Source organism: Maricaulis sp. CAU 1757 (genome assembly GCF_054482675.1).
Genome location: NZ_JBTLRI010000002.1, coordinates 245,384 through 270,893, shown reverse-complemented (window position 1 = coordinate 270,893; position 25,510 = coordinate 245,384). Strand labels below are relative to the sequence as shown.

The following is a 25,510-nucleotide window of genomic DNA, read 5'->3' as shown; positions in this document are numbered from 1 at the left end:
CGGGCCGTTAAATCGCCCATTAAGCGGGGGCGGCTGACACAGCCGACGCAAACAGGAAGGAAGAGACGAGATGAGTGAACTCAAAACGGGTGACCTGGCTCCAACCTTTACCTTGCCGGCCGATGGCAGTGGGGACATCGACCTGACCGCCCTGCGCGGCCGCAACGTGGTGCTCTACTTTTATCCCAAGGACGATACGCCGGGCTGCACCACTCAGGCGATCAACTTTTCCAGCGCGTCAGACCAGTTTGCCGAACTCGACACCCAAGTCATCGGCGTCTCGAAGGACAGCGTCAAGAAGCATGACCGGTTCAAGGCCAAGCACGACCTCACAGTTCGCCTCGCCTCCGATGAAGAAGGGCTCGTTTGTGAAGCCTATGGCGTCTGGGTTCTCAAGAAGCTCTATGGCCGCGAGTACATGGGTATCGAACGCTCGACCTTCCTGATCGACCGTGAAGGCCGCATCGCCCAAATCTGGCGCAAGGTGAAAGTAAAGGGCCATGCGGAAGAAGTGCTCGCTGCTGTCAGGGAAATGGACGCTTGACCACAAGCACACTTCAGCAGACCTGCCGGGACATTCTTGAAACCGCCGACGCCCACGAGAAGGCGAGAAGGACCCGCGCCCTTGCCGCAGCCTGGCAAGGAGGTGATATCAGCCTCGCGCCCGGTTCCGACCCCGGCCTTCCAAATCGTCCGGCCCGGCCCGCCTGTCCCGAACTCGTATCGCCGGGCAATGTGCCGCGTCGGCGCCTGACCAGTGCCGCCGGACGCACCGCGTTGATGCATGCCGTCGGACACATCGAGTTCAATGCCATCAACCTGGCCATCGATCTGCTCGCGCGTTTTTCCGCCAGCCCCCTTATTCAGGACGAGCAGCGCCAAGCCTTCGTGGCAGACTGGCTCAAGGTCGCCGACGACGAGGCGCGTCATTTCGGTATGGTGACAGAACGGCTGGCCGAGCTGGGGTCGTGGTATGGTGCCCTGCCCGCTCATGACGGCATGTGGGATAGCGCCGAGGCGACCCGGTTCAGCCTTGCAGGTCGCCTTGCCGTCGCTCCATTGGTGCTCGAAGCGCGGGGCCTTGACGTCACGCCGCCGATGATCGAGCGCCTCAGCAAGGCCGGGGACCGGGCCTCGGCTGGAGTATTACGGGTCATTTACAATGAGGAGATCGCTCACGTGGCGACCGGAATGCGCTGGTTTACCCATGTTTGCCAGTCCGAAAAGCGCGTTGCTCCTGATTACTTTCAATCACTTGTACGCGAATACTTCAAAGGCCCATTGAAACCGCCCTTCAACCGGCCGGCTCGGCACCGCGCTGGCCTCGCTGAATATTTTTACCAATCGCTAACCGAAACCGGTTCGTCTCTTGCATGAGACTGTATTGATATCCGGTCGGCTTTTGTGTCACATGCTGGCGCAGGGATCGGGGCAAGAGAGATCTGAGCGGCAAATTGATGTTTGAACGAGTGCGAGACGCTGTCTGGGGAACGGCTCAACGCTGGTTTCCTGACCGGCAAATCTATCACCGCAGTGATGGCCAGGTTCGGTATTTCCAGATATCGACCGGTATCCAGCTGAGCGCGCTGGCTTCGGCCACGGTTCTGGCTGGCTGGCTGTGCTTCTCCACGGTGTCCGTTGCTTTCCATGGCCGCGCTCTGGATGCCCAGGTCGCGGCCTTCGAGCGCGAGCGCAATGACCTGCAGCGCCGCGTCGCGGAAGCTCAGGCAACCGAAGCCACTGTTACGTCCTTCATGGAATCCCGGATGGAGGAGTTCGATCGCACCGCGTACGAATTCCAGGCCCGTCACGAGACCTTGCGGCAGCTGGTCGCATTTGCCGAACAGCTGACCGGCCAGGATCTGGCGCCTTCGCCGGAGATCGACGGAGACCGCGTGCTCGTGGCCGCGACCCCGGCCGACCCGACGCCGCGCGAAGCGCGTGACCCGCTGGTCCGTGTCGCCGCGGTTTCGGACGCGCCGGAAGACCAGATTGCCTACCTCATGGGTGAACAGGACGCAGTCCTCGCCCGCGCAGAGGATGCCACCGAAGCCCGCCTGCAGAATCTGCGGGCGGTTTTGCGTTTGACCGGCCTCAATATCGAGGACGTGTTGGCGGATGGCCGCGAGCGTGAAGAGCGTGGCGGGCCGTTCATCCCGATCGGCGACTCCTCCGCTTTCACCGCGGGTCTGCCTGTCGACGAGGACTTTGCCGCCCGCATCGCCCGTATTTCCGCCCGTCTGCTTGAGGTTGAAGAGCTCGATCAGTTCATCGACGCGGGCCCGCTCGGCACCCCCGTAGCGGACACACACCGGCTGACCAGCCCGTTCGGGGTCCGCATTGACCCGTTCAATGGTCGTTCAGCCGCCCACCGAGGCATGGACTTCGCCGCCTACCGGCGCGCCCCGATCGTGGCAACCGGCCCCGGACGTGTTGTCTATGCCGGTTGGCGCAGCGGTTATGGGCGTTGCGTCGAAATTGACCATGGCTATGGCTTCGTCACCCGCTACGGCCATCTGCACGAAATCAGCGTCCGCCGGGGTGACACAGTCGAGCGTGGCGAGCGCATTGGCGGCATGGGTTCCACCGGCCGCAGTACCGCCACACACCTTCATTATGAAATCTGGTACAATGGCTCAGCCATTGATCCCAACCGTCTACTGAGAGCCGGCCAATATGTTCAACAAGGGTAACAAAGACCTATCGCTTCCCGAGACCGGTGCGCAGATGAGCGCGCCACCGAAAAGGACCGCCATGAAATCGAAAGCCCCCTCCATCCTGTCCAGCGACCTGGTTCTGACAGGTTCGATCGTTTCCGACGGCGAAATCCAGCTCGATGGCTCGGTTGACGGCGATGTCCGCGCCGGATCCCTGATCATCGGCGAAGACGCCTCGGTCAACGGTGAAGTCTACGCTGAAACCGTCGTCGTCCGCGGCAAGGTGACCGGCAGCGTCCGCGCCCGCCAGATCCAGCTCTCTGCCACGGCTCGCATCGAGGGCGATATCGTGCATTCGGCCCTGTCGGTTGAAAGCGGCGCTTTCTTCGACGGCAATTGCCGCCATTCGTCCGATCCGCTGAAGGACGCCCCGGGCGCTCCGAAGGCCAAGGCCGAAGCCAAGCCTGTACCTGCCAAGTCCGACGACTCCAAGCCGCCGGCACCGGGCAAGGCCCCGGCCAAGGACGATTCCATGGAATTGCCGATGGCGGCCAAGACCGGCTTCTAGGGCGGATCTAGACCCCAGACGAAACAAGGGCCGGCACCTCACGGTGACCGGCCCTTTTTCTTGTCCGCAAAGCAGCGTGTCAGGCGATCAGCTGGCGTCGTCCTCGTCGCCGCCGACCCTCGCCGCCAGCGCCGCCGACATGAACTCGTCGAGATCCCCGTCCAGCACGCCGGCCGTGTTGGAGGTCTCCACATTGGTCCGCAGATCCTTGACCATCTGGTAGGGCTGCAGGACGTAGGAGCGGATCTGGTGGCCCCAGCCGATCTCGGTCTTCGAATCGGCCTGGGCCTGGGCTGCCGCCTCTCGCCGCTGCAGCTCGATCTCATAGACACGGGCACGCAGCATGTCCCAGGCTTGGGAGCGGTTCTTGTGCTGCGAGCGGTCATTCTGACACTGCACCACCACCGGCTTCTCCTCGCCGGGCATGTCGTAGGTCAGACGTACCGCACTATCGGTCTTGTTGATGTGCTGGCCACCGGCACCGGATGCTCGGTAGGTATCGGTACGCACCTTGGACTCGTCGATCTCGACCTCGATCGCGTCGTCGATCTGGGGATAGACCCCGACCGAGGAAAAGCTGGTGTGCCGGCGGGCGCTGGAATCAAAGGGCGATATCCGCACCAGGCGGTGAACGCCGCTCTCGGTCTTCAGCCAGCCATAGGCATTCTCACCCTTGACCAGGAGGGTGGCGGATTTCAGCCCCGCTTCCTCGCCTGCCTGCTCTTCCATCACTTCGACCTTGAAGCCGCGTGAATTGGCCCAGCGCGAATACATCCGGGTCAGCATGGCCGCCCAGTCCTGGCTTTCCGTACCACCGGCGCCGGAATGGATCTCGATGAAGGCGTCATTGCCGTCAGCCTCGCCCGACAGCAGCGCCTCGAGTTGGGCCCGACGCATGGTGTCGGCCAGACGCTCCAACGCTGTGGTGGCTTCTGCCACCATGTCGTCATCACCTTCCGCCTCGGCCATTTCCACCAGTTCAAGGGTGTCGGCGAGCTCCGTTTCGGTGCGTTCGACTGTACGAATCTGGGATTCGAGTGCGTTGCGCTCGCGCATCAGGACCTGGGCCTTCTGGGGGTCATTCCAGAACTCCGGTGCTTCGGAGCGCGCGTTCAGCTCGTCAAGGCGTTTCTGAGCGGTATCCCAGTCAAAGACGCCTCCTCAGCAGGCCTACGGCCTGCTGGATTTCATCGGACAGGGTCTGGATTTCTGCACGCATATCGGCTCTTGCCTCGAATTGTCGAAGTGTCCCGTAGGGATAAGGTCGGCATTCGCCGGAGACAAGATGGTCAGTACAGACCACCCAGCTCGTCTTCCTCGTCCTCGGCCTCGTCGTCGGCACCATCCTCGTTCTCGCCAAGCATGAAAGCCATGGGGTCATCGCTGACGGAATCGCGGGCAAAGCTCAGACCGCTGTCGTCTTCGCTGCGCGCCCGGGACGGCTCTGTGCCAGGACGGAAGGCTTCCAGGATCACGCCCGGCTGGCCGAGCACTGCGGGTTCGCCGGTCAAATGGTTGATCGGCACCAGACGCACGCCTTCGGGGACCCGGAACGGGGCCACCGGGTAATTCTCCAGAGCCACCCGCAGGAAATCGCGGGCAATCGGTGCTGCAACGCGGCCGCCAGCCTCGCCGGACCCCAGTTCCTGCGGATTGTCGAACCCGACATAGACGCCGACGATCAGATCCGGGCTGAAGCCGACAAACCAGGCATCGCGGAAATCATTTGTCGTTCCTGTCTTGCCGCCCAGAGGCCGTCCGAGCGAGCGCAGGGCCGTGCCGGTGCCGCGCTGTACCGCACCTTCCAGCATGTGGATGACCTGGTACGCCGTGACCTCGTCGACCACCGCCTCGCGCGTCTCCGGGAAGACCGGTTCGGGCAGCTGAGGCGACCAGTCCTCGACATCGCAGATGTCACACGGCGCCACGTCGTGCGCGTAGATCGTTTCGCCGGTCCGGTCCTGGACCCGGTCAAGGATCGTCGGCTCTACCCGTCGACCGCCATTGACCATCGTCGCATAGGCCGAGACCAGCCGGTAAAGCGTCGTCTCGCCCGCGCCCAGCGACATGGCCAGGACCGGATCCAGATCGTCATAAATGCCAAAGCGCTCGCCATACTCGGTGATCGGACGCATGCCGACCTGCTGGGCCAGCCGCACGGTCATGACGTTGCGCGACAGTTCCAGGCCGAGGCGGAGCGTCGACATGCCGTAATAGCGCTCCGAATAGTTCGACGGCATGTAGAATTCCTGGTCGCCGCCACCTTCCGCGACGAACGGAGCGTCGAGGATGAGGCTGGCCGGGGTGTAGCCATTATCCAGTGCCGTGGCATAGACGAACGGCTTGAAGGAGGAGCCGGGCTGGCGATAGGCCTGCGTGGCCCGGTTGAACTGGCTGTGCTGGAAGGAATAACCGCCCACCATGGCCAGAACCCGGCCGGTGTGCGGGTCCATGGCAAGGATACCGCCATTGATCAGGGGCACCTGTCGCAGGCCATAATCCCCGTCTGAAGCCTCTTCATCCTCCAGCGCCTCGACCAGCACGACATCGCCGACGGACAGCACATCGGATGGGGAATTCACCGCACCGCCGACCAGGCCGTTGGGGCGCCATTGCCGCGCCCACTCGAGGGCGCGCATCGGGATCCGTCCCTCAGCCCCGTTGAGCAGACCAATCCGCGCCGCAGTGCTGTTGACTGACAACACCACAGCCTGGACCCAGCCGTCGTCCAGATCGGCCGGCACTTCGACTTCCGCCAGCCGGTCCACCCAGCCTTCACCGGTTTCGATGCTCGCCAGAGCACCCCGGTAACCGTGTCGGCGATCGTAGGATTCAAGCCCGTTGCGCAGCGCTGCGCGGGCGGCCAGCTGCATCGTCGTATCCAGCGTCGTGCGGATCGACAAACCGCCGTCATAAAGCTGATCCTCGCCGTACATGTTGAACACTTCGCGGCGAACGTCTTCCACGAAATATTCTGCCGCCGTATAGGTCGCACCGGACAGGCGATCGACGACTTCCAGCGGCTCGGCTTGCGCTGCGGCGGCCTCCTCGGCGGTGATGAAGCCATTGTCCAGCATTCGCCCGATCACCCAGTTGCGCCGATCGATGGCGGCCTGAGGGTGACGTTCTGGGTGGTAGTTGGCCGGGCCTTTCGGCAAGGCGGCAAGGTAGGCGATCTCGTGCAGGTCGAGCTCGTCGAGCGACTTGCCGAAATAGTTCAGCGATGCCGCCGCGATACCGTAGGACCGGTTCCCGAGGTAAATCTCGTTGAGATAGAGCTCGATGATCTGGTCCTTGGTGAAGGCGCGCTCAATGCGCCGCGACAACACCATTTCGCGGACCTTGCGCTCAATGCGCTGTTCACTCGACAGCAGGAAGTTCTTGGCCACCTGCTGGGTGATCGTCGACGCGCCCTCGAGGCGACGGTCATTGAGGACATTGCCGACATTGGAAATCGCAGCGCGCAGGATGCCGCGCAGGTCGATCCCGGAATGCTGGTAGAAGCTCTTGTCTTCCGCGGAGATGAAGGCGTGCACGACATTCTGCGGAATATTGTCGATCGGCACGAAGACCCGGTGCTCGCGTGCGTACTCCGCGATAAGCAGGCCGTCGCCGGCATGCACCCGGCTCATGATTGGCGGCTCGTACTCGGCCAGCTGCTCGTAGGGCGGCAGATCGTCTGTGACCCGGACCACATAAATGGCCACGGCAATGAAACCGATCACGCCGAGCACGACCGCCATCATGCCGCCCCACAGGACAACACGCCCAAAATTACGCCAAGTCAGAATTTTCATTACGCCCTCAGGCCGCCTGTCGCGCCGGTCCGGATTCTCTGCCGGAAGCCATGAAACACCTTACCGAGGCGGCATTATGGCCGCACGGTGCCGGAGTTTAAAGCGATTCAGCGGGCCGGGAGTTCCATGGCGGCATATTCTTGCAGTCCGCCCAGGTCGCCGCGCTCGTCGAAATAGGTGTCGATGCCGCGGGCCACGGCCGACATCTGGCGGCGGCGGGCCGCTGCCGACAACAGGTTCGCCTCGTCATCACGGTTTGTCATGAAGCCCATTTCCAGCAGCACGGCCGGCACGCGGGGATCAAGCAGGACGAACAGATTGGCCTGACGGTGCGGATTCTGCAGCAGCGGTCCGGCGGTCGCCAGATGCTCCAGCAGGACCTCGGCAAAGGCGGAAGACTGGTTGCGCTTCTCGCGCAGCTCCAGCTCGACCAGAATGTTGTTGACGTCAGCCTGTTGGGAATGCCCGGCGTCCTGGCGGGCGCGCTGACGGGCCCGGCTCTCGGCGCGATCATTGAGGGTGTAGACCGCGGCGCCATGGGTCGCGGGATTGGACGAAGAGTCGGCGTGGATCGACAGGAACAGGTCGGCACGCTGGTTCGCCATCACTCCAACGCGTTCTTCCCAAGACGGATAGGTATCCCGGTCACGGGTCAGAAAAACCTCGTAGCGGCCAGTGGCTTCCAGCTGGCGACGCAGTTCTCGTGCGGCCTCCAGGTTGACGTCGCTCTCGCGCGTCCCGCTCGGGCTCAACGAGCCCGGATCGTGGCCGCCGTGGCCGGCATCGATGACAATCACGCGGCGCTCGCGCTGCGGCGGCACGTAAACGGCCTCCACCCGCTCGGCGATCAGAGAATCGAGATTGGCGGCCGTGGTGTGGCCGTGCTCGATGTGCGTGCCGGAATTTGCGATCGCTCCGCTCGAGCGCTCGACATCGATGACGTAGCGATGATTGCCGCCAGGCTCGGCCGGAGCCAGGGCAAACTGTCGGGTAATCATTGCAGGATGCTCAAGTTCGAACACCAGACGCGACGAAGAGGCGGAATTGTCGAAGAAGCGGAACCCATCGACCAGGCCGATGCCTTCGCCTTCGCCGGTCGCGAGCCCGTCGACCGACCAGCGCGATTCGGGCAGGTCGACGACGAGGCGTCCGGTGGCGTCCGTCACCCCGTCCAGGGTAAAGGCGCGCAGATCGCCCGGCTGCGTCGTTTCGATGACTACACGCGTGCTGCTTCCGTCCACCCCGAAGCGGACTTCGCGAACCTCTTGTTCCGCGACAGCCGGAGCTCCGAGGAACGCCAGGCCGGCCAAGGCTGAAAGCAATTGCTGAACTCGCATAACCACACCATCGCACGCGCCGTGATTCTGTTCACGGCTTTTCGGCAACACTAGCCGTCGGAGTTTGACGTTTGGTTGATAAACCCGGAAAAATTGCAACGCTTACGCCTACCGCGCGAGAGCCTTTTCTTCCTGACTCGAATGTTGCATGTTGCCAATGCCTTGGCGACGCATCTTTGATGAGATTGGTTTTTCACCGCCGCCAAGCGTCTGATCGCTTGTCTATCAAGGCCTTAGTGTCAGGATGGACCGTCAGGAAGTATATCGATGCCCCGCAGGCCTAGGCCGTAACGGGGCCCCGACCGCCGCGTCCGGTGGCCAGATCCGGCCCCGTGACGTTCATGGTAGCTGCCAATGCGAGGAGCGCCGATGACTTGTCGATCGACAACACCGCGCCTCCGGAGCGTGGCACCCCCGCCGCCTTTGCCGCCCCTCCCTGCCCTCGTTGGCAGGTCGAGCGTTCAGGCGCGCGCAGGAGAGACTTTTTATGTCAAAGAAAATGCTGATCGATGCGGGTCATCCGGAAGAGACCCGCGTCGTCGTTGTCGACGGAACCAAAGTTGAGGATTTCGATTTCGAGGCGGCCGCACGTCGCCCCATCCGCGGAAACATCTACCTCGCCAAGGTCACGCGCGTAGAGCCGTCGCTCCAGGCCGCCTTCATCGAGTATGGCGGTAATCGCCACGGTTTCCTCGCCTTCAACGAGATCCATCCCGACTATTACCAGATCCCGTATGAGGATCGCGTCGCCCTGGCCGAGGAAGAGGCCAGCGCCGTCGAGGCCGATGCCGAGGACACCGAAGACGATTCGGATACCGAGGCGGCTCCCGAGCCGGAGGCCTCCGAGGACGGTGATGCCGAATCGCCAGAGACCATCGGCGATGACAGCGACGAGGAAGACGTCGATGACGCCCAGGCTGCCCGCAAGCGGCGCCAGCTCTTCCGCAAGTACAAGATCCAGGAAGTCATCAAGCGCCGTCAGGTCCTGCTGGTCCAGGTCGCCAAGGAAGAGCGCGGCAATAAGGGCGCGGCACTGACCACCTATCTGTCGCTGGCCGGCCGGTATTGCGTGCTGATGCCCAATACACCGCGCGGGGGTGGCATTTCGCGCAAGATCGCCAATGCCTCAGACCGCAAGCGCCTGAAGTCCGTGGTCTCCGAGCTCGACCTGCCCAAGGGCGTCGGCCTGATCATCCGCACCGCCGGTGCCAGCCGCACCAAGACCGAGATCAAGCGCGATGCCGACTATCTGCTGCGCCTGTGGTCCAATATCCGCGAGCTGACCCTGAAATCGGTCGCGCCGACCCTGATCTACGAGGAGGGCAATCTGGTCAAGCGGGCCATACGCGACCTCTATGACAAGGAGATCGACGGGGTCCTGGTGGAAGGCGAGGAAGCGTACAAGGAGGCCAAGGCCTTCATGCGCATGCTGATGCCGAGCCATTCCAAGAAGGTCCAGCATTACAAGGAGCCGACACCGCTCTACCTGCGCCACCAGGTCGAAAGCCAGCTCGAGGCGATCTACTCGCCCGTCGCCCCGCTCAAGTCGGGCGGATATCTGGTAATCAACCCGACCGAAGCCCTGGTCTCCATCGACGTCAACTCCGGTCGCTCGACCAAGGAACGCAATATCGAGGCGACCGCCCTCAAGACCAATCTCGAGGCCGCCGCCGAGGCAGCCCGCCAGATGCGCCTGCGCGATCTGGCCGGCCTCATCGTCATCGACTTCATCGACATGGACGAGTCCAAGAACAACCGGGCTGTCGAGAAGAAGATGAAGGACGTGCTCAAGCGCGACCGGGCCCGTCTGCAGGTTGGCCGCATCTCGCAATTCGGGCTGATGGAAATCTCCCGCCAGCGCCGCCGCACCTCGATTCTGGAAGGTTCGACCACGACCTGCCCGACCTGTCAGGGCACCGGTCATGTGCGGTCCGCCGAGTCGAGCGCCCTGGTCGCCCTGCGCGGTCTGGAAAAGGAAGGCACGCGCGGCAAGGCCAAGCGGGTCAAGATCTCCGTGCCCACCTCCGTGGCGTTGTATCTCCTCAACGAGAAGCGTGACCATTTGCTCGCCGTCGAACAACGCTTCCACATGTCGATCCAGGTCGGCGCCGATGACAGTATCCTGACGCCGGAATACAGCATTGATGCGCTGGAAAGCCGGGCCCCGGGCGAAGAACCGCCGGTGGCTCCGCTGTCGGTCGAATCGATCGAGGAAATCGAGATCGACGAGCCGGACGAGCTGGAGGACGAGCCGGAGGCGGAAGCCGACAGCGACAGCCAGGACAGTGGCGGTGGCCGCCGCAGCAGGCGCCGTTGGCGGCGGCGCGGTGGCGATGACGCCCCGACCCCGATGGAAATCGTCAATGTTGACGGCGAGTCCGATGATGATGAAGAGGGCGAACCGCGCCGACAGGCCCGCCGCGACAGCGAGGACGGCGAAGATCAGCCGCGCCGCCGCCGTCGCCGGGGACGCCGGGGCGGCCGCGGCCGTCGCCGCACCGAGGGCGGCAATGAAACCGGTGAGAGCCTGTCCGAGGACACTGCGCAGGGCAGCGAAGACAAGGCGACCGAGGCCGATGTGTCTGACGCCAAGCCGGCCGAGGCCAAGGCCGATGACAAGACCGACGCCAAGGCGGAAACCGAGGTTAGCCAGCCGGCAACGGACGAGAAGCCCAAGCGCAAGCGCGCGCCGCGTCGCCGCAAGAGCGCCGACAGCGAGGCTCAGACACCTGCGGCCGAGGACAACCGTGCCGACACGGCGAAAGCAGACGACGCCAAGCCCGAGGCGCCGGACGGCGATGCCGAGGGCGACGACAAGCCGAAGCGCCGTACCCGTCGTCCGCGCAAGAAGGCCAGCGATGCGGCCGCGGACACCGCAGCCATCGAAACGGCCGCCACGGCTGAAGAGGTGAAAGCGGAAGCTGAAGACAAGCCCAAGCCCAAGCCGCGAACCCGGCGCAAGAAGGCCGAGCCTGCTGCGGCCAAGCCTGACGACGCGGCAGCGTCGGGGGGGCCGGCCAAGGACGAGGCGGAAGCCGAGCCTGCGGCCAAGGCCAAGAAGCCGGCCGCGCGCAAGCCGCGCAAGAAGGCTGAGCCGGCGGCGGCCTCCGATACCACCGCCGACACCAAGCCGGCCGAGGACAAGCCTGCCGCTGAACAGCCGCAGTCTGCCCCTGCCTCCGACACAAAGGAGAGCGATGATGGCAAGTCCAAACGCCGTGGTTGGTGGAACCGCACCGGCCTGTTTGGCAATTGATCGTGCGGGCGGGTCATCTCCGGGTGGCCCGCCCCCGCGACATGCAGACTGGTTCAATCGGGACGGGCTGTTATCATCAGTGTGCGGGGGCGCAGTAGTGGGAGGCGGGATGTCCGTCCTGAAAGCGATTATGACGGCCGGCGTGATCGCGCTGACCGCGCCGTCCCTGGCCCTGGCCCAATCCCTGATTCGGGATACCGAGATCGAAGCGGTGCTACGCGGCTATACCGACCCGATCCTGGTCTCCGCCGGACTCACCCCGTCCGATGTCGACCTTTACCTGGTCGCCGATCCCGAGCTCAACGCCTTCGTCACCGGCGGGCAGAATATCTTCCTGCACACCGGTATCATCGTCGAGGCGCAAACCCCCAATCAGCTGATGGGTGTAATCGCCCACGAAACGGGGCACATCTCCGGTGCCCACCTGGCCCGCTCCAGCGACGCCATGGCGGAAGCCCGGGCCCCGGTCTTCGTCAGCCTCGGCCTCGGCGTGCTTGCCGCCCTCGCCGGTGAAGGCGGTGCCGCCGGGGCGCTGATGGCTTCAAGCCAGCAGTTCGGTGCCCTGTCCTACCTCACCTACAGCCGCCAGCAGGAAGCGCGCGCCGACCAGGCCGCCCTGCAGTTTCTCGAGCGATCGGGGCATTCGGCCAACGGCCTGGTCCAGTTCTTCGAACGCTTCCGCTACCAGGAAGTGATGTCCAATGCGCGACGCTTCCCGTATTTCCGCTCGCACCCGCTGTCGTCGGACCGTATCGCCTCGCTGCGCAACAGTGCCGCCGCCTCGCCCCATGCCGAGACCACGGACAGCGCCGAGGACCTCGCCTACCTGCAACGCATCCAGGCCAAGATCTACGGCTTCCTGGTCGAGCCGGAATTCGTCTTCTATCGCTACCCCGAGAGCGATACCTCGCTGCCGGCACGCTATGCCCGCGCCGTGGCCTATTATCACGACGCCCGCCTCGAGCGCGCGGTCAGCGAGATTGAAAGCCTGATCGCGGAAGAGCCGGACAATCCCTATTTCCACGAGCTGCACGGCCAGATGCTGTTCGAGAGCGGACACCCGGACGAAGCCATCGAGCCACACCGGCGTTCGGTCGAGATCATGCCGACCGCCCCCTTGCTCCGCGTCAACCTGGCCATCGCCCTGATCGCCGCGGACGAGCCGGAGATGACCGCGGAAGCGGCCGAACACCTGCAGGTGGCCCTCGATATCGAACCGGACAATTCCTTCGCCTGGTACCAGCTCTCCATCGTGCATCAGCGCAATGGCAACACGCCTCTGGCCCAGCTCGCCATCGCCGAAGCGGCCTATGCGGTCGGCGACGAACAGCGCGCCCGCGAGTTTGCCATGCGGGCCCGGCCCAATCTCGAGCCCGGCTCGCCCGGCTGGATCCGCGCCACCGAAATCGAGGCCGTGGTCGAGCCGGAACGCCGGCGCCGCCGCTAGGACGCCGCGTGGCATCGTCGGAACCGCCCGTCCGCGACCGCAAGCTCACCCTGCGCGTAACCGAAAGCCTGCGGGCCGTGTCCCGGGAGGCCTGGGACAGCATCGCCAATCCTCCCGGCGCCGCCTTCGACCCCTTCGTGAGCTGGGACTTTCTCGAGGCCCTCGAGGCCTCAGCATGCGTCAGCGAGGAAACCGGCTGGTATCCCCGCCACCTCCTCGCCGAGGATGAAACGGGCACCCTGCGCGGCGCTCTCCCCCTCTATGCCAAGACGCATTCCATGGGCGAATACGTGTTCGACCACGCCTGGGCCGAGGCCTACCAGCGCGCCGGCGGCCAATATTATCCAAAGCTCCTGACAGCCATCCCCTTCACCCCGGTCACCGGTCGCCGCATCCTGAGCACCGACGCTGCCGTCCGCTCGGCGCTGGTCGACGCCGCGATGCAGACGGCAAGGCAATGGGGCCTCTCCGGCTGGCACGTCAATTTTCCCGACAAGGCTGATCGACAAGACCTCGCCGCTTCAGGCTTGCTGGCCCGTGTCGACCGCCAGTTCGTCTGGCACAATCGCGGCTACGCGACCTACGACGATTTCCTTGCCGACCTGAGTTCGCGCAAGCGCAAGGCCCTGCGCAAGGAGCGGGCCGGGGCGCAGGCCGGCCTCCTGATCGAGCGGATCAGCGGCGCCGCCCTGACACCCATGCACTGGGATGTCTTTTTTGCCTGTTACCAGGACACCGGCGCCCGCAAATGGGGCCGGCCCTATCTCAGTCGCGACTTCTTCGACCTGCTGCACCAGCGCATGGCCGATCGCGTCCTCATGGTCATGGCCCGTCGCGACGGCCACTATGTCGCCGCGGCCCTCAACCTGATCGGTTCCGAAGCGCTCTACGGCCGCTACTGGGGCTGTCTTGAGCCCCATCCCGGACTGCATTTCGAGCTGTGCTACCATCAGGCCGTCGACTACGCGATCGAGCACGGCCTGGCGCGCGTCGAGGCCGGCGCCCAGGGCGAGCACAAGCTGGCCCGCGGCTACCGGCCCGAAGCGGTCCACTCGGCGCACTGGCTTGTCGATCCGGGCTTTCGCGACGCGGTCGGCGATTATCTCGCTCATGAACGCGATGCGGTGGAAGCGGAAATCGTCTTGCTCGACGCGGAAAGCCCGTTTCGAAAGGGAGCCGGCTGACCCGGCCCCACTGGACGCTCCGGCGAGGCCGCGCTAGGCAAGCACGTCCCTGCATTCGTCCTTCTGGAGCCCGCCATGAGCCTCAACGGCAGCTATGACCCCGACAACATCCTGGCCAAGATCCTGCGCGGCGAAATCCCGTGCGTGAAGGTCTATGAGGACGAACAGGTGCTGGCCATCATGGACCTTTACCCGCAGGCGCCCGGCCATGTCCTGGTGATCCCGCGCGAGCCGGCGCGCAATCTTCTCGAGATGACCGACGGCGCCCTGCAGGCCGCCATGGTCCGGGTCAAGCGGCTGGCCCGCGCCGTGCGCAAGGCGCTGCAGCCGGATGGCCTGGTGGTCACCCAGTTCAATGGCTCCCCCGCCGGACAGACCATCTTCCACGTCCATTTCCACATCATCCCGCGCCGCGATGGCGAGGAGCTGGGACGTCATGCAGGCGGGCAAGCGGATCCCGAAGCGCTCGCCGAACTGGCAAAGCGCATTTCGGCGCAGATCGAGACACCGTGAACGCGTTGAGGTCGCCCTAGGACGTTTGTGAGTGGTGGCGGGCGGCGGCGATCTTCTCGATCCGGATGCGTGTCTGCGCCTCGCGCGACTCCTCACGGTCGAGCCACATTTCCAGAGCCTGCTCCATGACATTGCCGAGCCCGCCTTCGCGCTGGACAAAGCGGGCGGTCCTCCGCACCAGATCGGCCGGCAGATCGGCGGTCAGTGTGCGCATTTCACGACGTGTCATGGATATCCCCCTCTGTAGATACAACCATGCCGAGCTCTCGCAGAGCTGCGTGTGAGCCCGATCACGCCGGCTGGGTAAAAATTTCCAGAAAGGCCGGACCATAGGTCTCCAGCATCTTCGGAACGAGGCCGGTCACCACGCCCATCTCCTCGAGTGTCGCGGGCCGTATTAGCACCATCTCGATCAGCGTCGCGTCGGAGAACACGATGTGGGCCGGCACCCGGCGCCCGGCGGCGAGGTCCCGGCGCAGCCCCTTGAGCCGCGCGCCGAGATCCGGTCTGGAAAAACTAGCTAAATTGGTAGGGCCACTTTACTCTCCTTGCTTGAACGAAAACGGGGGGCACGACATGTTACGGGCACTTACTATTGCGCTGGCGATTTCGATCCTGGGACTGGTCGGAGGCAGCGAGGCGCAGGGCACCACCGCCTCCCCCCAGCAGGTGTCACTTGATCGCGGTTTCCGGGAGACACGATTCCACATCCCGACCAGATTCTCGTTGCAGTTCCGCGATCAAGCCATTGCTTCGGAACAGGCTTGCAGAGGCTTTGCTACTCCTGCTCCGGTGCATCTGACCTACAACGGATCGGACGCGATCCTCGGCTTCAGGTTGCTGCGCCTCGGCGCCAGCTGGGACCCCCGCGAATGGGATTCCTTGGTGCTCATGGTTCGTTTCCCTGACGGTCGTTTTGCGTGTGGGGCAGACGTTGTCAGCCTCAGCGAAGCGATGCCCGGAGACCACCAGATCTGGATTGTCGCAGAGCCTCAATTCCAGTCCCTATTGGCCGGCGGCGCAGAGGTGTTGGTCACTGAGCTGATCGTGCCGGAAACCATCGACCCGCGGGCCATGGAGCAGGAAGCCCGGGAGACTGAAGCGCTGCTGCGGGCCCTTCAGGCCCAAACGCCACACTGAACATGTTTCCGCCGAAATGTGTAAAGCAATCGGATATGGCGCTACTAGTTCTTTCTCCTTGGGCTCGGTGTGCACAAATGGAGGGCAAGTCTATGCACAGAATTCTCGCGGTCGTGGTGTCCTCTATGCTGGCATGTCAGGGGTGGGCCGGCGCGCAACAGGCGCCGGGTCCAGATGCCGCTCGGCCCCCATTGCATCACCCACAGGAGCCTGTCCCCCTAGAGCACGGGTTCGGGACCTACAGGACCACCGTCACGGCCGGGTCAGGGGATGGGCGACCGCTACCATGGTGCGGGGGAATTATGTTCCCGACACCCGACTTGCGCCTGAACTATTCCGCAGGCGGCGCTCCCCTTCACTTTCAGCTGGACGACTACCGTCTGATCCTTCGGGTCCAGACGCCTGATGGCGACGCGTCTTGTGGAACGGCCCACCTGACTATCCCGGCCGCCATGTCCGGCAGCTACGATATCTGGGTCGGTGTAACCGAGGTGAACTTGAATGTTCAGACGCGACTGACCATTACCGAAAACCACGAGGTTGCCGCCCCGCCGCCGGCCAGGCTCGGTCCGACGACGCCCTATGTTGAGGAGCGGCTTCGCCAGATCCGGGAAGAAGCCCGACGAGACGGTGTTTCGCTCACCGACGAGCAGTTACGGGACATCGAGGCCGCGCTACAGGCCGAGCAGGCTTCGTCCCCGCATTGACGGTGTCACGCCGTGGCAGGCGTCCCGTACGGCATTCAATCTTGTTGCAGAAGGGCAAGAAAGGCATCCCCGAAATCGGCTAGTTTTTTCGGGCCCACACCGTTGACCAAGGCCATCTGCTCGAGACTTTCCGGGCGCATCTGTGCCATGTCGGCCAGGGTCGCGTCCGAGAAGATCACATAGGCGGGCACATTGCGATGTGACGCCAGCTCACGGCGGAGTGCCTTGAGACGGCCCATCAGTTCCGGATCCAGATCCGCGGACGCCATGGACTCGGCACGCTTCACCTTCCTGGCCCCCGAGCGCTTGGCCTGGATCTCCCGCATGCGCAGCTCGGCCTTGCCCTTCAGCAGGTCCATGCCACGCTCGCTCAGCTTGAGCCCGCCATAGCCCTCGATGTCGATCACCAGGTGGCCTCCGGCGACCAGCTGGCGGACGAGGCCCTGCCAAAACGGCTTGGGACGATCCGCGCCGACGCCGAAGGTCGGCAGGCTGTCATGCCCGCGCGCGCGTATCTTCTCGGTGTCGGCCCCGCGCACCACATCGATGATGTGCGCCGTGCCGAAAGCCTGCCCGGTGCGCGCCACGGCCGACAGCACCATCTGCGCCTCGCGCGTGCCGTCGATCAGCTTGGGCGGATCGAGGCATATGTCGCAATTGCCGCACGGCTCACCGCCGCTCTCGCCGAAATACTCCAGCAGCACGAGGCGCCGGCACGTCGTCGCCTCGCAATAGGCCAGCAGCGTGTCGAGCCGCTTGTGCTCGCGCCGCTTGTGGTCGTCCTCCGCCCCGTCTTGGTCGATGAACTGGCGCCGCATGCGGGCGTCCTGGAGGCCGTACAGCATCATCGCCTCGGCCGCCGCCCCGTCGCGGCCGGCGCGGCCGATCTCCTGGTAATAGGCTTCCATCGAGCCGGGCATGTTGAGGTGCACGACGTAGCGTATGTCAGGCTTGTCGATGCCCATGCCGAAGGCGATCGTGGCCACCATCACCACTTCTGGCTCGGCCATGAAGATTTCCTGGTTCTCGCGCCGGACTTCAGCGTCGAGGCCGGCATGATAGGGCAGCGCCCGATAGCCTTCCGCCGACAGGGCCGCCGCGATCTCCTCGGTCGACTTGCGGGACAGGCAATAGACGATTCCCGAGACGCCGCGGCGGCTATCCAGATAGTCTAGCAATTGCGCCTTGCCGCTGGTCTTCGGCGTCACGGCCAAGGACAGGTTGGGCCGGTCAAAGCCGTGCACCACGATCTCGCCGCCGCCGCCGAACAGCTTGTCGGCGATGTCGCGCCGGGTCGCCGCGTCGGCGGTCGCGGTGAAGGCGGCCAGGCGCGCTTCGGGGAAGCGCGGCCGCAATTGCGCCAGCTGTTCGTATTCCGGCCGGAAACTGGCGCCCCACTTGGATATGCAATGCGCCTCGTCGACCACGAACAGGGCCGGCTCCAGGGCCTCCAGCGCTGACAGCATGCGGGCCGTCATCAGGCGTTCCGGCGACAGGTAGACCAGACCCACCTCGCCGGCCTGCACGCGTCGCCAGTCGGCCACATTGGCCTCCCGGCCGCGTCCGGAATGGATGGCCACGGCGGCCACCCCGTTGGCGTTGAGCGCCGCCACCTGGTCGTCCATCAGCGCGGTCAGCGGCGAGATGATGACGGCGAGGCCGTCCAGCAGGATGGCCGGCACCTGGTAGCAGATCGACTTGCCCGCCCCCGTGGGCATCACGCACAGCGTGTCGCGGCCCTCCAGGATGTGGTCGACGATGTCTTCCTGGCCGGGCCGGAAATCAGGGAAGCCGAACGTGTCGGCGAGGAGAGCGCGGGCGCGGGACATGACGAGGAAACTATCGCCCCGCTCCGCCGAACGCACCCGTGATACTGCACACGCGGCGCAGCTCCTCCCGGAAAGATACGGGCCAGCTAGACGCGGATCGTCTCAGCACGCCGGGCTGGCACGTCACCGCGCAACAGCGCCCCGTAGACATCAAGTGTACCGGCTCCGCCTTCGTGTTCGGCATAGTCCAAGAAGCCGTCTGCAGCCTCTACGAATCCATCCCAGGCAGACCGGTAACGCGCCTCGAACTCCGCCTGCCCCCATTCCTTGATGCGGGTGCGCACGTGATCCGGGGCGAAGAAGAACTGCGGTTTCGGTCCCGGAAGTCCGGACACCGGGGCACTGTTTTCCCAGTGCGCACCGCCGACCCGCACATTGGCCTGCAGGCGGTCGGCGAGCCGCGTGTGCAGCGCCGTGTTGACCGCCCCGTCGCCGGCAAAGTCGACCAGCGTATAGCTTGGCTCCACCGGCAGCTGTTCGACGCTCCCGTAGAGCACGACCTCGTCATAAAGCCCAAGCCCTTCGACGAAATCCCGGCTGCCCGGCGAGGTCAGCGCCTGCACCCTCGTCCCGTCGACCGGGTCCGCCTTCAGCAGCCAGGCGAGCGCAAGGGCAGTCTTGGACGACGCCGAAGTGAGGCTGATGATCTCGGCTCCAAACGCTTTCTCCTCGCGTAGGAAATGGGCGATCAGGAAGGATGTGATGAACAGGGGCTGCAACACCATCTGCGCCGCCTCGCGGGCCGTCGACCAGCTCGCATCGCCGGCGCAGCGCACATAGCGGTTATAGGCCGGCGGCAGCTCTGCCCGGTGCGCGGTGGCGTCGACGAAACTGGCTTTATCAATGCGCTCGGGCCGCACCACCAGCTCTTCGGCGGCCGGGAAGTAACCGTAGATCCGCTCGCCGGGATCCAGACCGTCGCAGCGGCTTTCCGCTACCTCTGCGAAACCCCAGACCGGCAAGCGCCCTCGCCCGTCATAACCGGGAAAGAAATCCCAGTACCGCATCGCCTCGCCAAAGGCCGCATACGTGATGTTGTTGGCCGTGAGAGCGAAGCGCCGGATCGCCAGGCGCGCCTCACCCGGCCGAAGCGGCCGCGATGTTTCCTCGACCAGGCGCGCATCGCCGATCTGTTTGCGGTCAATGGAGAGGGCCCATGTCATGATCGGTATTCCTCGCTAGCTCTCTTGCTGAACAGGCTCCAATGTTCCGCCTGCTCAAGCAATACCCTCGGCAAACACGGGGAAGGCATGTTTCAGTTGCCGCGGGGACAGCGCTGTCCGTCTCAGCCCTGCCGTGGCCGCCCCCACCGGGCCCGGTAGCCGCGTTCATCCACATGCACGAAGGGACCGTGATAGGCGTTGGCGTCATACTCGCCCAAACCGCCTTCCAGCGCAGCCAGTTGTGGACCGGCGGTAAGCGTCTCCACCAGGTCATAGAGCGCAGCAGCGTCGGCACGGTCGACCACACCGTCGCCATTGAGATCGTCCATCTGTCCGTCGCCGTCATGATCGATGAAGATGTCGGCCGCACCGCCATAGATATGGCGCGAGTTCGCTCCATTGCCGAGCGAGGCATTGTAGGCCGGGGTGCGATAGCCGCTCATCACCGTCAGGGTATCGGCTCGCCAGCCCCGCGCATTGGCCGCTTCCAGTATGGTTTCCAGCTTGGCCAGAAGGCGCGGGCTCAGGACAATGATCGGCTGGCCTGGCCCGTCCTGCTTGCACAGGAACTGGCCCAGCGTGAAGTTGGGCGAGACCGGCAAGGAGGCCAGTTCTTCAGACACGCCAACGGCGTGGGTGGGGGCGCGATAATTGCTCCGCCCCTGGAAAGGCTCGGCCGGGTAGCGCCCCAGCACATAGCCGTCCTCCCGGACCGTCGACTGGGCGGACAATGGCTCCATGATGACGATATTGACGTCGATCCGGTCCGCACCGTCGGCCACCAGCGATACCCGCTGGATCCCGGGCTGGGCGTCAGCCTGCAGGGTATGACGCGTTCCGCGCGCCAGAATCCGACCCGCCTCGTCTTGCCAGGAGACGGCTCGGGAAGCCGCCAGGACCATCGCTTCGCCCGGCCGGGCGAACAGGGTGAACAGGGCGAGATCGGTCTCCAGCCCGTCTGGCAGCACCAGCCGGAACCCGGCTCGGGTCCGGTTGGGCCTGGGAGCTTGAAAAGCCGAAACACTCGCGGTTTCCCCGTTTCCGGACCGCAGCGGTGCCCGGGGTGCCGGTCGCTCGGGCGCCGGACGGGGAACCACATCAGCCTCTGCCAGGTCCGCCAAACTCGGGGTCGGCTCCGGCACCAGCTCCGGCGGCGCGGCCGTGCCGGCGTCGGGCATGACATCGACCGGATCAGCTTCGGTCTGCTCTCGATTATCGGCAGCGGTCTCGAGCACGGACGCCAGCGCCGTCGGCTCTGGCTCCGCGGCCACCAGCGCACTTGCCTCCGCAGCCGTCCCCCCGCCAGCCGGGAAGAACACTGTGCCGACAAGCACAAACATGCCGAGCCCTGCCGTGAGCAGCAGGCCGAATACGGCACGCGTCCAGATTAACAGCACTCAGTTGATCTCCGTGGGGGGCGACGCCTCCAGCGCCGCAATCAGGGCCCCGTCCCTTGAATATAGGTCATCGACGAACCGCACACCACTCAGTTCGTCCGGAACCACCGTCCAGTAGAGGATGTGCACCGGGATCGTCTGCGCCAGCGTCACGCGCGTTTCCGTCGATCCCTCCGCCACGGCCCTGACGCGCTCCGCGTCCCAGCCCGGCGTCCCCGCGATCACCCAGTCCGCCAGGGCCAGCGGATCTTCGACACGTACGCAGCCGGAGGAAAAGTCCCGCCGGTTCCGCGCGAACAGGCCCCGCGTCGGGGTGTCGTGCAGATAGACGTTGTGCCGGTTGGGAAACATGAACTTGATCTCGCCGAGGGCGTTCAGCGGGCCCGGCGCCTGGCGCAGTCGATAGGGAAAATTGCTCGACGGCACGGTGGACCAGTCAATGGTCGCGGGGTCCACCACGTTGCCGGACCGGTCCAGAACCTGAAAGCCGAGCCGGTCAACCGCACCCGGATCGCTGCGGAACAGGGGCAGCTTGTCGCGCACGGCAAGGCTCGGCGGGGTCTCCCACCACGGATTGATCACCAGATAGCTCATCCGTCCGGAAAATACCGGAGTGCGCCGGTATTGGCGCCCGACGATCACCTTGTGGGTCTGCTCGACCACTCCGTCCTGACGGGCCTCCAGACGGAAGTCCGCTATGTTGACGCGGATATGGCGCTCTCCCAAGTGGTCCGGCAACCAGCGCCAGCGCTCCAGATTGGCCCGGATCTGATCGACGCGCTGGGCAGCGCTGATATTGAGCTGATGGAGCGTCAAACGCCCGACCGCCGCATCGGCCTCCAGATTGGCCCGATACTGGAAGGCCTGGACCGCATCGGCGAGTGCGGAATCATAGAATTCCGGGTCGGCGCTTTCAGCCTCGACATCCCATGTCGCGGCCAGCCGCGCGCGCAGCTCGGAAACCCGGGGGTCGCGGTCGCCGGGGCGCAGGGTATCGCCGGGACTGATCTGCGGCCAGCCGCCCTGCGCGTCGATGGCTGTGTAGAATGCCAGAGCCTCCTGCAGCGCGAGATAGCCCGGTTGCTGGGGCGCCAGAGCGCGCAGGCTGCCGGCGATATCGCCAATGACCAGCGCATTGCTCATGTAGGCCACCAGGTCACGGTCGGTCGGAGCAGCGCTCCAGTCAGGCTCGATGCTGGTGGCGTCAAGACGCCCGGTCAGAAGGTGGTCGGCGAGGGTCAGATAGGCATCTGTTGCCAGCCGGTCGAGGGCCAGGCCACCCGCCTCGGGACGGGCCGACTGCAGGGCCGCAAGATGATAGTCTGCCGGATCCAGACCGTGCCTCGCGGCCTCTTCCAGCGCCCCCAGAAGGTCGGCATAACGTTGCGTATTCTCCGGCCCGGTCCAGGCCCGCTCGGCTTGCGCGGCGCTGTAGTATCGCCCCGTCGCATCGCAGGCACGGCACGTGTCGTCCACCTCCGCGGCGCCTGCCCCGGCCAGAAGGGAAACAGAAAAAATTATATTGAACAGCATGTTGGGCGATGCCTAGGTGACTGACTTGGCCAACAGGCTAATGCGCGCCGCCAAGGCTGGCCAGCCCGGCCACAAAAAACGGCGCCCCGAGGGGCGCCGTTTTCCTTGTAAGCCAGGATCGAGGTCTTAGACCTCTTCCTTCTTGCCCTTCTTCTTTCCATCCTTGCCGCCCTTGCCATCCTTGGCATTGCGGGGCAGGAGCCGGTCGCCCGGGGTGACGTGGAAGTCGAGGCGCTCGCCATCGGCTTCGTCGACATCGACCTTGACCAGGCCACCCTTCTTGAGCTCGCCAAACAGGATCTGGTCGGCCAGGGGCTTCTTGATGTGCTCCTGGATGACGCGGGCCAGCGGACGGGCGCCGAAGCGGCTGTCATAGCCCCGCTCCGCCAGCCAGGCGGTGGCATCCGGAGTCAGCTCGAAGGTCACGCCGCGATCAATGAGCTGGGCTTCCAGCTGCAGCACGAATTTCTCGACCACGCGGCTGATCGACTCGGTCGACAGCGGGGCGAACGGGATGACGGCGTCGAGGCGGTTGCGGAATTCCGGCGTGAACATGCGTTCCACGGCCTTTTCCGCCTCGTCGACCTTCTTGCCGCGGCCGAAACCGATGGCTTCCTTGGCTGCGTCGGCGGCGCCCGCATTGGTCGTCATCACCAAGATGACATTGCGGAAGTCCACCTTCTTGCCGTTCGAGTCGGTCAGCGTGCCATTGTCCATCACCTGCAGGAGGATGTTGAACAGGTCCGGATGCGCCTTCTCGATCTCGTCGAGCAGCAGAACGGAGTGCGGATGCTGGTCGACACTGTCGGTCAGCAGACCGCCCTGGTCGTAGCCGACATAGCCCGGAGGGGCACCGATCAGGCGCGAGACCGCGTGGCGTTCCATGTATTCCGACATGTCAAAGCGCAGCAATTCCACGCCCATGATGTCGGCCAACTGCTTGGTCACCTCTGTCTTGCCGACGCCGGTGGGGCCGGAGAACAGGTAGCAGCCGATCGGCTTGTTGGGCTCGCGCAGGCCGGCCCGTGACAGCTTGATCGCCGTCGACAGCTTCTCGATCGCATCGTCCTGGCCGAACACCACGCGCTGCAGGTCGTTCGACAGGTTCTTGAGCGACTGCTCGTCATCCTTCGAGACCGTCTTCGGCGGGATGCGGGCCATGGTGGAGACCACCGCCTCGACTTCCTTGACGCCGATCGTCTTCTTGCGCTTGGACACCGGCATCAGGCGCATCTGGGCACCGGCCTCGTCGATCACGTCGATCGCCTTGTCCGGCAGCTTGCGGTCACCCATGTAGCGGGATGACAGCTCGACCGCCGATTTCAGTGCCTCATTGGTGAAGCGGACATCGTGAAAGTCCTCGAAATAGGACTTGAGGCCCTGCAGGATCTTGATCGCGTCCGGCACGGACGGCTCGGCCACGTCGATCTTCTGGAAGCGCCGCGCCAGGGCCCGGTCCTTCTCGAAGTGCTGGCGATATTCCTTGTAGGTCGTCGAACCCATGCAGCGCAGGCCGCCCGACTGCAGCGCCGGCTTCAGCAGGTTGGAGGCGTCCATGGCCCCGCCCGACGTGGCGCCGGCACCAATCACGGTGTGGATTTCGTCGATGAACAGGACGGCATCGTCCTTCTCGTCGAGTTCCTTGACGACCTGCTTGATGCGTTCCTCGAAATCACCGCGATAGCGCGTCCCGGCCAGCAGCGAGCCCATGTCCAGCGAGTAGATCGTGGCATTGGCCAACACGTCCGGCACCTGGTTCTCGACGATCCGGCGCGCGATGCCCTCGGCAATCGCCGTCTTGCCGACGCCCGGGTCACCGACCAGAAGCGGATTGTTCTTGCGGCGACGGGCCAGCACCTGGATGCAGCGGTCGACTTCGCTGTCGCGCCCGATCAGCGGATCGACCCCGCCCTGCTTGGCCTTCTCGTTGAGATTGACCGTGTAGGCCGTGAGCGCGTCACCATCCTTGGGCGCCTCTTCCTTGGTTTCCGTGCCACTCACGGCGCGTTCTTCGGACGCACCCGGCTTGCGGCCGATACCGTGCGAGATGAAATTGACGGCGTCGTAGCGCGTCATGTCGCGCTCGGCGAGGAAGTAGGCGGCGTGGCTCTCGCGCTCGGCGAACAGCGCCACCAGAACATTGGCCCCCGTCACCTCTTCGCGCCCGGCATTCTGGACATGGATGACGGCACGCTGGATGACCCGCTGGAAACCCGCTGTCGGCTTGGCGTCCTCGTCATCGTCAACGGCCAGCTCGGTGAGCTCGTTATCCACATACTCGGTCAGGGTGGCCCGCAATTCGTCCAGATCGACGTCGCAGGCCTTCATGACCGCGGAACTGTCCTGGTCATCGACGAGTGCGAGGAGAAGGTGTTCCAGGGTGGCGAATTCGTGCCCACGCTCATTGGCGTAACCCAAGGCGCGGTGCAGGCTGTCTTCCAGATCTGAGGAGAATGAGGGCACCACTTTATTCCTTTTCCATTGTGCACTGGAGCGGGTGTTGGGCCCGCCGTGCAGCGTCCATGACCTGGGCTACCTTTGTTTCGGCAACCTCGTATGTGTACACGCCGCACATTCCGACCCCGTTCTGGTGAACATGCAACATGATGGTCGCTGCATCTTCGGGGGACTTGCGGAAAATCCTGACCAGGACCTCGACCACAAACTCCATCGGCGTGTAGTCGTCATTTAGTAGCAGAACACGGTAAAGCGAAGGTTTCTTCGTCGCCGGCCGCGTCTTCGTGGCCACGCCGGATTCTTCTTCTACGCCAGCATCTTCCTGATTTCGTTCGGTCATATTATAATCTTGCTTTAACCATGCTGGGCACGTTGGTGGACATAGGAATCGAGAGCGCCCGGGAAAAGGCCTGGACCTGTCATCCCCGGACAGTTGCAACGATACCATGCCTTCGCCGTCCTTTCCTCCCCGATTCGCGGTGGCGCGTCGCCTCACCAGGCGAAACGGGCAGGCTTGCGAATGGA

At 64.5% G+C, this 25,510-nt stretch carries 20 protein-coding genes and 1 pseudogene; 10 read left to right on the top strand and 11 right to left on the bottom strand.

All coding sequences use genetic code 11. From position 1 onward, the window contains the following. The first annotated feature begins 70 nt into the window (after nucleotides 1-70). The 4 genes from bcp (at nucleotide 71) to ACXYMR_RS07570 (ending at nucleotide 3,225) form a co-directional block, all read left to right on the top strand. A complete protein-coding gene (bcp, locus tag ACXYMR_RS07585) occupies nucleotides 71-544 on the top strand; it encodes a thioredoxin-dependent thiol peroxidase (protein ID WP_458942220.1) in 474 nt (157 codons plus the stop codon). Continuing rightward, entirely contained in the window at nucleotides 541-1,377 is an 837-nt protein-coding gene (locus ACXYMR_RS07580; RefSeq protein ID WP_458942219.1) for a ferritin-like domain-containing protein, read from the top strand. Before bcp ends, ACXYMR_RS07580 begins: the two co-directional genes overlap by 4 nt. A gap of 80 nt (nucleotides 1,378-1,457) precedes the next feature. Further along, nucleotides 1,458-2,693 (top strand): peptidoglycan DD-metalloendopeptidase family protein, encoded by a 1,236-nt coding sequence (locus ACXYMR_RS07575; protein ID WP_458942217.1) that lies wholly within the window; start codon nucleotides 1,458-1,460, stop codon nucleotides 2,691-2,693. A 61-nt stretch (nucleotides 2,694-2,754) separates the two neighbouring features. Next, nucleotides 2,755-3,225, top strand: a complete 471-nt coding sequence (locus ACXYMR_RS07570) for a bactofilin family protein (RefSeq protein WP_458942216.1) — start codon at nucleotides 2,755-2,757, stop codon at nucleotides 3,223-3,225. 87 nt (nucleotides 3,226-3,312) lie between these two features. Here ACXYMR_RS07570 and prfB read toward each other — a convergent pair. From prfB to ACXYMR_RS07555, 3 genes are all read right to left on the bottom strand, one after another. Continuing rightward, nucleotides 3,313-4,444 (bottom strand): peptide chain release factor 2 gene (gene prfB, locus ACXYMR_RS07565; protein ID WP_458942214.1). Its coding sequence is split into 2 segments (ribosomal slippage): nucleotides 3,313-4,374 and nucleotides 4,376-4,444, totalling 1,131 coding nucleotides; the frame shifts between segments, so codons are not numbered across the junction. A gap of 70 nt (nucleotides 4,445-4,514) precedes the next feature. Then, nucleotides 4,515-7,022 carry a penicillin-binding protein 1A gene (locus ACXYMR_RS07560; protein WP_458942213.1) on the bottom strand — a complete coding sequence of 836 codons (2,508 nt, stop codon included), beginning with the start codon at nucleotides 7,020-7,022 and terminating at the stop codon, nucleotides 4,515-4,517. Nucleotides 7,023-7,129: 107 nt separating this feature from the next. After that, a complete protein-coding gene (locus ACXYMR_RS07555; RefSeq protein WP_458942212.1) occupies nucleotides 7,130-8,344 on the bottom strand; it encodes an N-acetylmuramoyl-L-alanine amidase in 1,215 nt (404 codons plus the stop codon). 502 nt (nucleotides 8,345-8,846) lie between these two features. On the opposite strand from ACXYMR_RS07555, the gene ACXYMR_RS07550 reads away from it, so the two are divergent. The 4 genes from ACXYMR_RS07550 (at nucleotide 8,847) to ACXYMR_RS07535 (ending at nucleotide 14,759) form a co-directional block, all read left to right on the top strand. Next, entirely contained in the window at nucleotides 8,847-11,615 is a 2,769-nt protein-coding gene (locus ACXYMR_RS07550) for an Rne/Rng family ribonuclease (protein ID WP_458942210.1), read from the top strand. A 109-nt stretch (nucleotides 11,616-11,724) separates the two neighbouring features. After that, nucleotides 11,725-13,062 carry a M48 family metalloprotease gene (locus ACXYMR_RS07545; RefSeq protein WP_458942209.1) on the top strand — a complete coding sequence of 446 codons (1,338 nt, stop codon included), beginning with the start codon at nucleotides 11,725-11,727 and terminating at the stop codon, nucleotides 13,060-13,062. A gap of 8 nt (nucleotides 13,063-13,070) precedes the next feature. After that, a complete protein-coding gene (locus ACXYMR_RS07540) occupies nucleotides 13,071-14,246 on the top strand; it encodes a GNAT family N-acetyltransferase (protein WP_458942208.1) in 1,176 nt (391 codons plus the stop codon). A gap of 75 nt (nucleotides 14,247-14,321) precedes the next feature. Continuing rightward, nucleotides 14,322-14,759 carry an HIT family protein gene (locus ACXYMR_RS07535; protein WP_458942206.1) on the top strand — a complete coding sequence of 146 codons (438 nt, stop codon included), beginning with the start codon at nucleotides 14,322-14,324 and terminating at the stop codon, nucleotides 14,757-14,759. Between the two features lie 16 nt (nucleotides 14,760-14,775). Here ACXYMR_RS07535 and ACXYMR_RS07530 read toward each other — a convergent pair whose 3' ends face one another. Both ACXYMR_RS07530 and ACXYMR_RS07525 read right to left on the bottom strand, forming a co-directional pair. Beyond that, a complete protein-coding gene (locus ACXYMR_RS07530) occupies nucleotides 14,776-14,988 on the bottom strand; it encodes a hypothetical protein (protein ID WP_458942205.1) in 213 nt (70 codons plus the stop codon). Between the two features lie 61 nt (nucleotides 14,989-15,049). Beyond that, nucleotides 15,050-15,241, bottom strand: a pseudogene (locus ACXYMR_RS07525) (HRDC domain-containing protein); the annotation flags it as partial. A gap of 94 nt (nucleotides 15,242-15,335) precedes the next feature. Here ACXYMR_RS07525 and ACXYMR_RS07520 point away from each other — a divergent pair. Continuing rightward, entirely contained in the window at nucleotides 15,336-15,899 is a 564-nt protein-coding gene (locus ACXYMR_RS07520) for a hypothetical protein (RefSeq protein ID WP_458942204.1), read from the top strand. Between the two features lie 302 nt (nucleotides 15,900-16,201). Next, a complete protein-coding gene (locus ACXYMR_RS07515; protein WP_458942202.1) occupies nucleotides 16,202-16,606 on the top strand; it encodes a hypothetical protein in 405 nt (134 codons plus the stop codon). 35 nt (nucleotides 16,607-16,641) lie between these two features. Here ACXYMR_RS07515 and recQ read toward each other — a convergent pair whose 3' ends face one another. The 6 genes from recQ to clpS form a co-directional block, all read right to left on the bottom strand. Next, nucleotides 16,642-18,435 carry a DNA helicase RecQ gene (recQ, locus tag ACXYMR_RS07510; RefSeq protein ID WP_458942201.1) on the bottom strand — a complete coding sequence of 598 codons (1,794 nt, stop codon included), beginning with the start codon at nucleotides 18,433-18,435 and terminating at the stop codon, nucleotides 16,642-16,644. 86 nt (nucleotides 18,436-18,521) lie between these two features. Next, on the bottom strand, nucleotides 18,522-19,598 hold the full coding sequence (locus ACXYMR_RS07505) for a DUF2855 family protein (protein WP_458942200.1): 1,077 nt from the start codon (nucleotides 19,596-19,598) through the stop codon (nucleotides 18,522-18,524). 122 nt (nucleotides 19,599-19,720) lie between these two features. Continuing rightward, nucleotides 19,721-20,995, bottom strand: coding sequence for a D-Ala-D-Ala carboxypeptidase family metallohydrolase (locus ACXYMR_RS07500; protein WP_458942198.1), 1,275 nt, complete (start codon nucleotides 20,993-20,995; stop codon nucleotides 19,721-19,723). Beyond that, nucleotides 20,996-22,528: a L,D-transpeptidase family protein gene (locus tag ACXYMR_RS07495; RefSeq protein WP_458942197.1), complete on the bottom strand. Its 1,533-nt coding sequence runs from the start codon at nucleotides 22,526-22,528 to the stop codon at nucleotides 20,996-20,998. It lies immediately after the preceding gene. 126 nt (nucleotides 22,529-22,654) lie between these two features. After that, nucleotides 22,655-24,991, bottom strand: a complete 2,337-nt coding sequence (gene clpA / locus ACXYMR_RS07490; protein WP_458942196.1) for an ATP-dependent Clp protease ATP-binding subunit ClpA — start codon at nucleotides 24,989-24,991, stop codon at nucleotides 22,655-22,657. 4 nt (nucleotides 24,992-24,995) lie between these two features. Then, entirely contained in the window at nucleotides 24,996-25,325 is a 330-nt protein-coding gene (gene clpS, locus ACXYMR_RS07485) for an ATP-dependent Clp protease adapter ClpS (RefSeq protein WP_458942195.1), read from the bottom strand. Nucleotides 25,326-25,510 lie beyond the last annotated feature (185 nt).

What these genes read in the sequence shown, in the direction of transcription:
- bcp (WP_458942220.1), top strand. Translation starts at nt 71, where the DNA reads ATGAGTGAACTCAAAACGGGTGACCTGGCTCCAACCTTTACCTTGCCG.
- ACXYMR_RS07575 (WP_458942217.1), top strand. Translation starts at nt 1,458, where the DNA reads ATGTTTGAACGAGTGCGAGACGCTGTCTGGGGAACGGCTCAACGCTGG.
- ACXYMR_RS07570 (WP_458942216.1), top strand. Translation starts at nt 2,755, where the DNA reads ATGAAATCGAAAGCCCCCTCCATCCTGTCCAGCGACCTGGTTCTGACA.
- ACXYMR_RS07560 (WP_458942213.1), bottom strand. Translation starts at nt 7,022, where the DNA reads ATGAAAATTCTGACTTGGCGTAATTTTGGGCGTGTTGTCCTGTGGGGC.
- ACXYMR_RS07550 (WP_458942210.1), top strand. Translation starts at nt 8,847, where the DNA reads ATGTCAAAGAAAATGCTGATCGATGCGGGTCATCCGGAAGAGACCCGC.
- ACXYMR_RS07545 (WP_458942209.1), top strand. Translation starts at nt 11,725, where the DNA reads ATGTCCGTCCTGAAAGCGATTATGACGGCCGGCGTGATCGCGCTGACC.
- ACXYMR_RS07535 (WP_458942206.1), top strand. Translation starts at nt 14,322, where the DNA reads ATGAGCCTCAACGGCAGCTATGACCCCGACAACATCCTGGCCAAGATC.
- ACXYMR_RS07530 (WP_458942205.1), bottom strand. Translation starts at nt 14,988, where the DNA reads ATGACACGTCGTGAAATGCGCACACTGACCGCCGATCTGCCGGCCGAT.
- ACXYMR_RS07520 (WP_458942204.1), top strand. Translation starts at nt 15,336, where the DNA reads ATGTTACGGGCACTTACTATTGCGCTGGCGATTTCGATCCTGGGACTG.
- ACXYMR_RS07515 (WP_458942202.1), top strand. Translation starts at nt 16,202, where the DNA reads ATGTTCCCGACACCCGACTTGCGCCTGAACTATTCCGCAGGCGGCGCT.
- recQ (WP_458942201.1), bottom strand. Translation starts at nt 18,435, where the DNA reads ATGTCCCGCGCCCGCGCTCTCCTCGCCGACACGTTCGGCTTCCCTGAT.
- ACXYMR_RS07505 (WP_458942200.1), bottom strand. Translation starts at nt 19,598, where the DNA reads ATGACATGGGCCCTCTCCATTGACCGCAAACAGATCGGCGATGCGCGC.
- ACXYMR_RS07495 (WP_458942197.1), bottom strand. Translation starts at nt 22,528, where the DNA reads ATGCTGTTCAATATAATTTTTTCTGTTTCCCTTCTGGCCGGGGCAGGC.
- clpS (WP_458942195.1), bottom strand. Translation starts at nt 25,325, where the DNA reads ATGACCGAACGAAATCAGGAAGATGCTGGCGTAGAAGAAGAATCCGGC.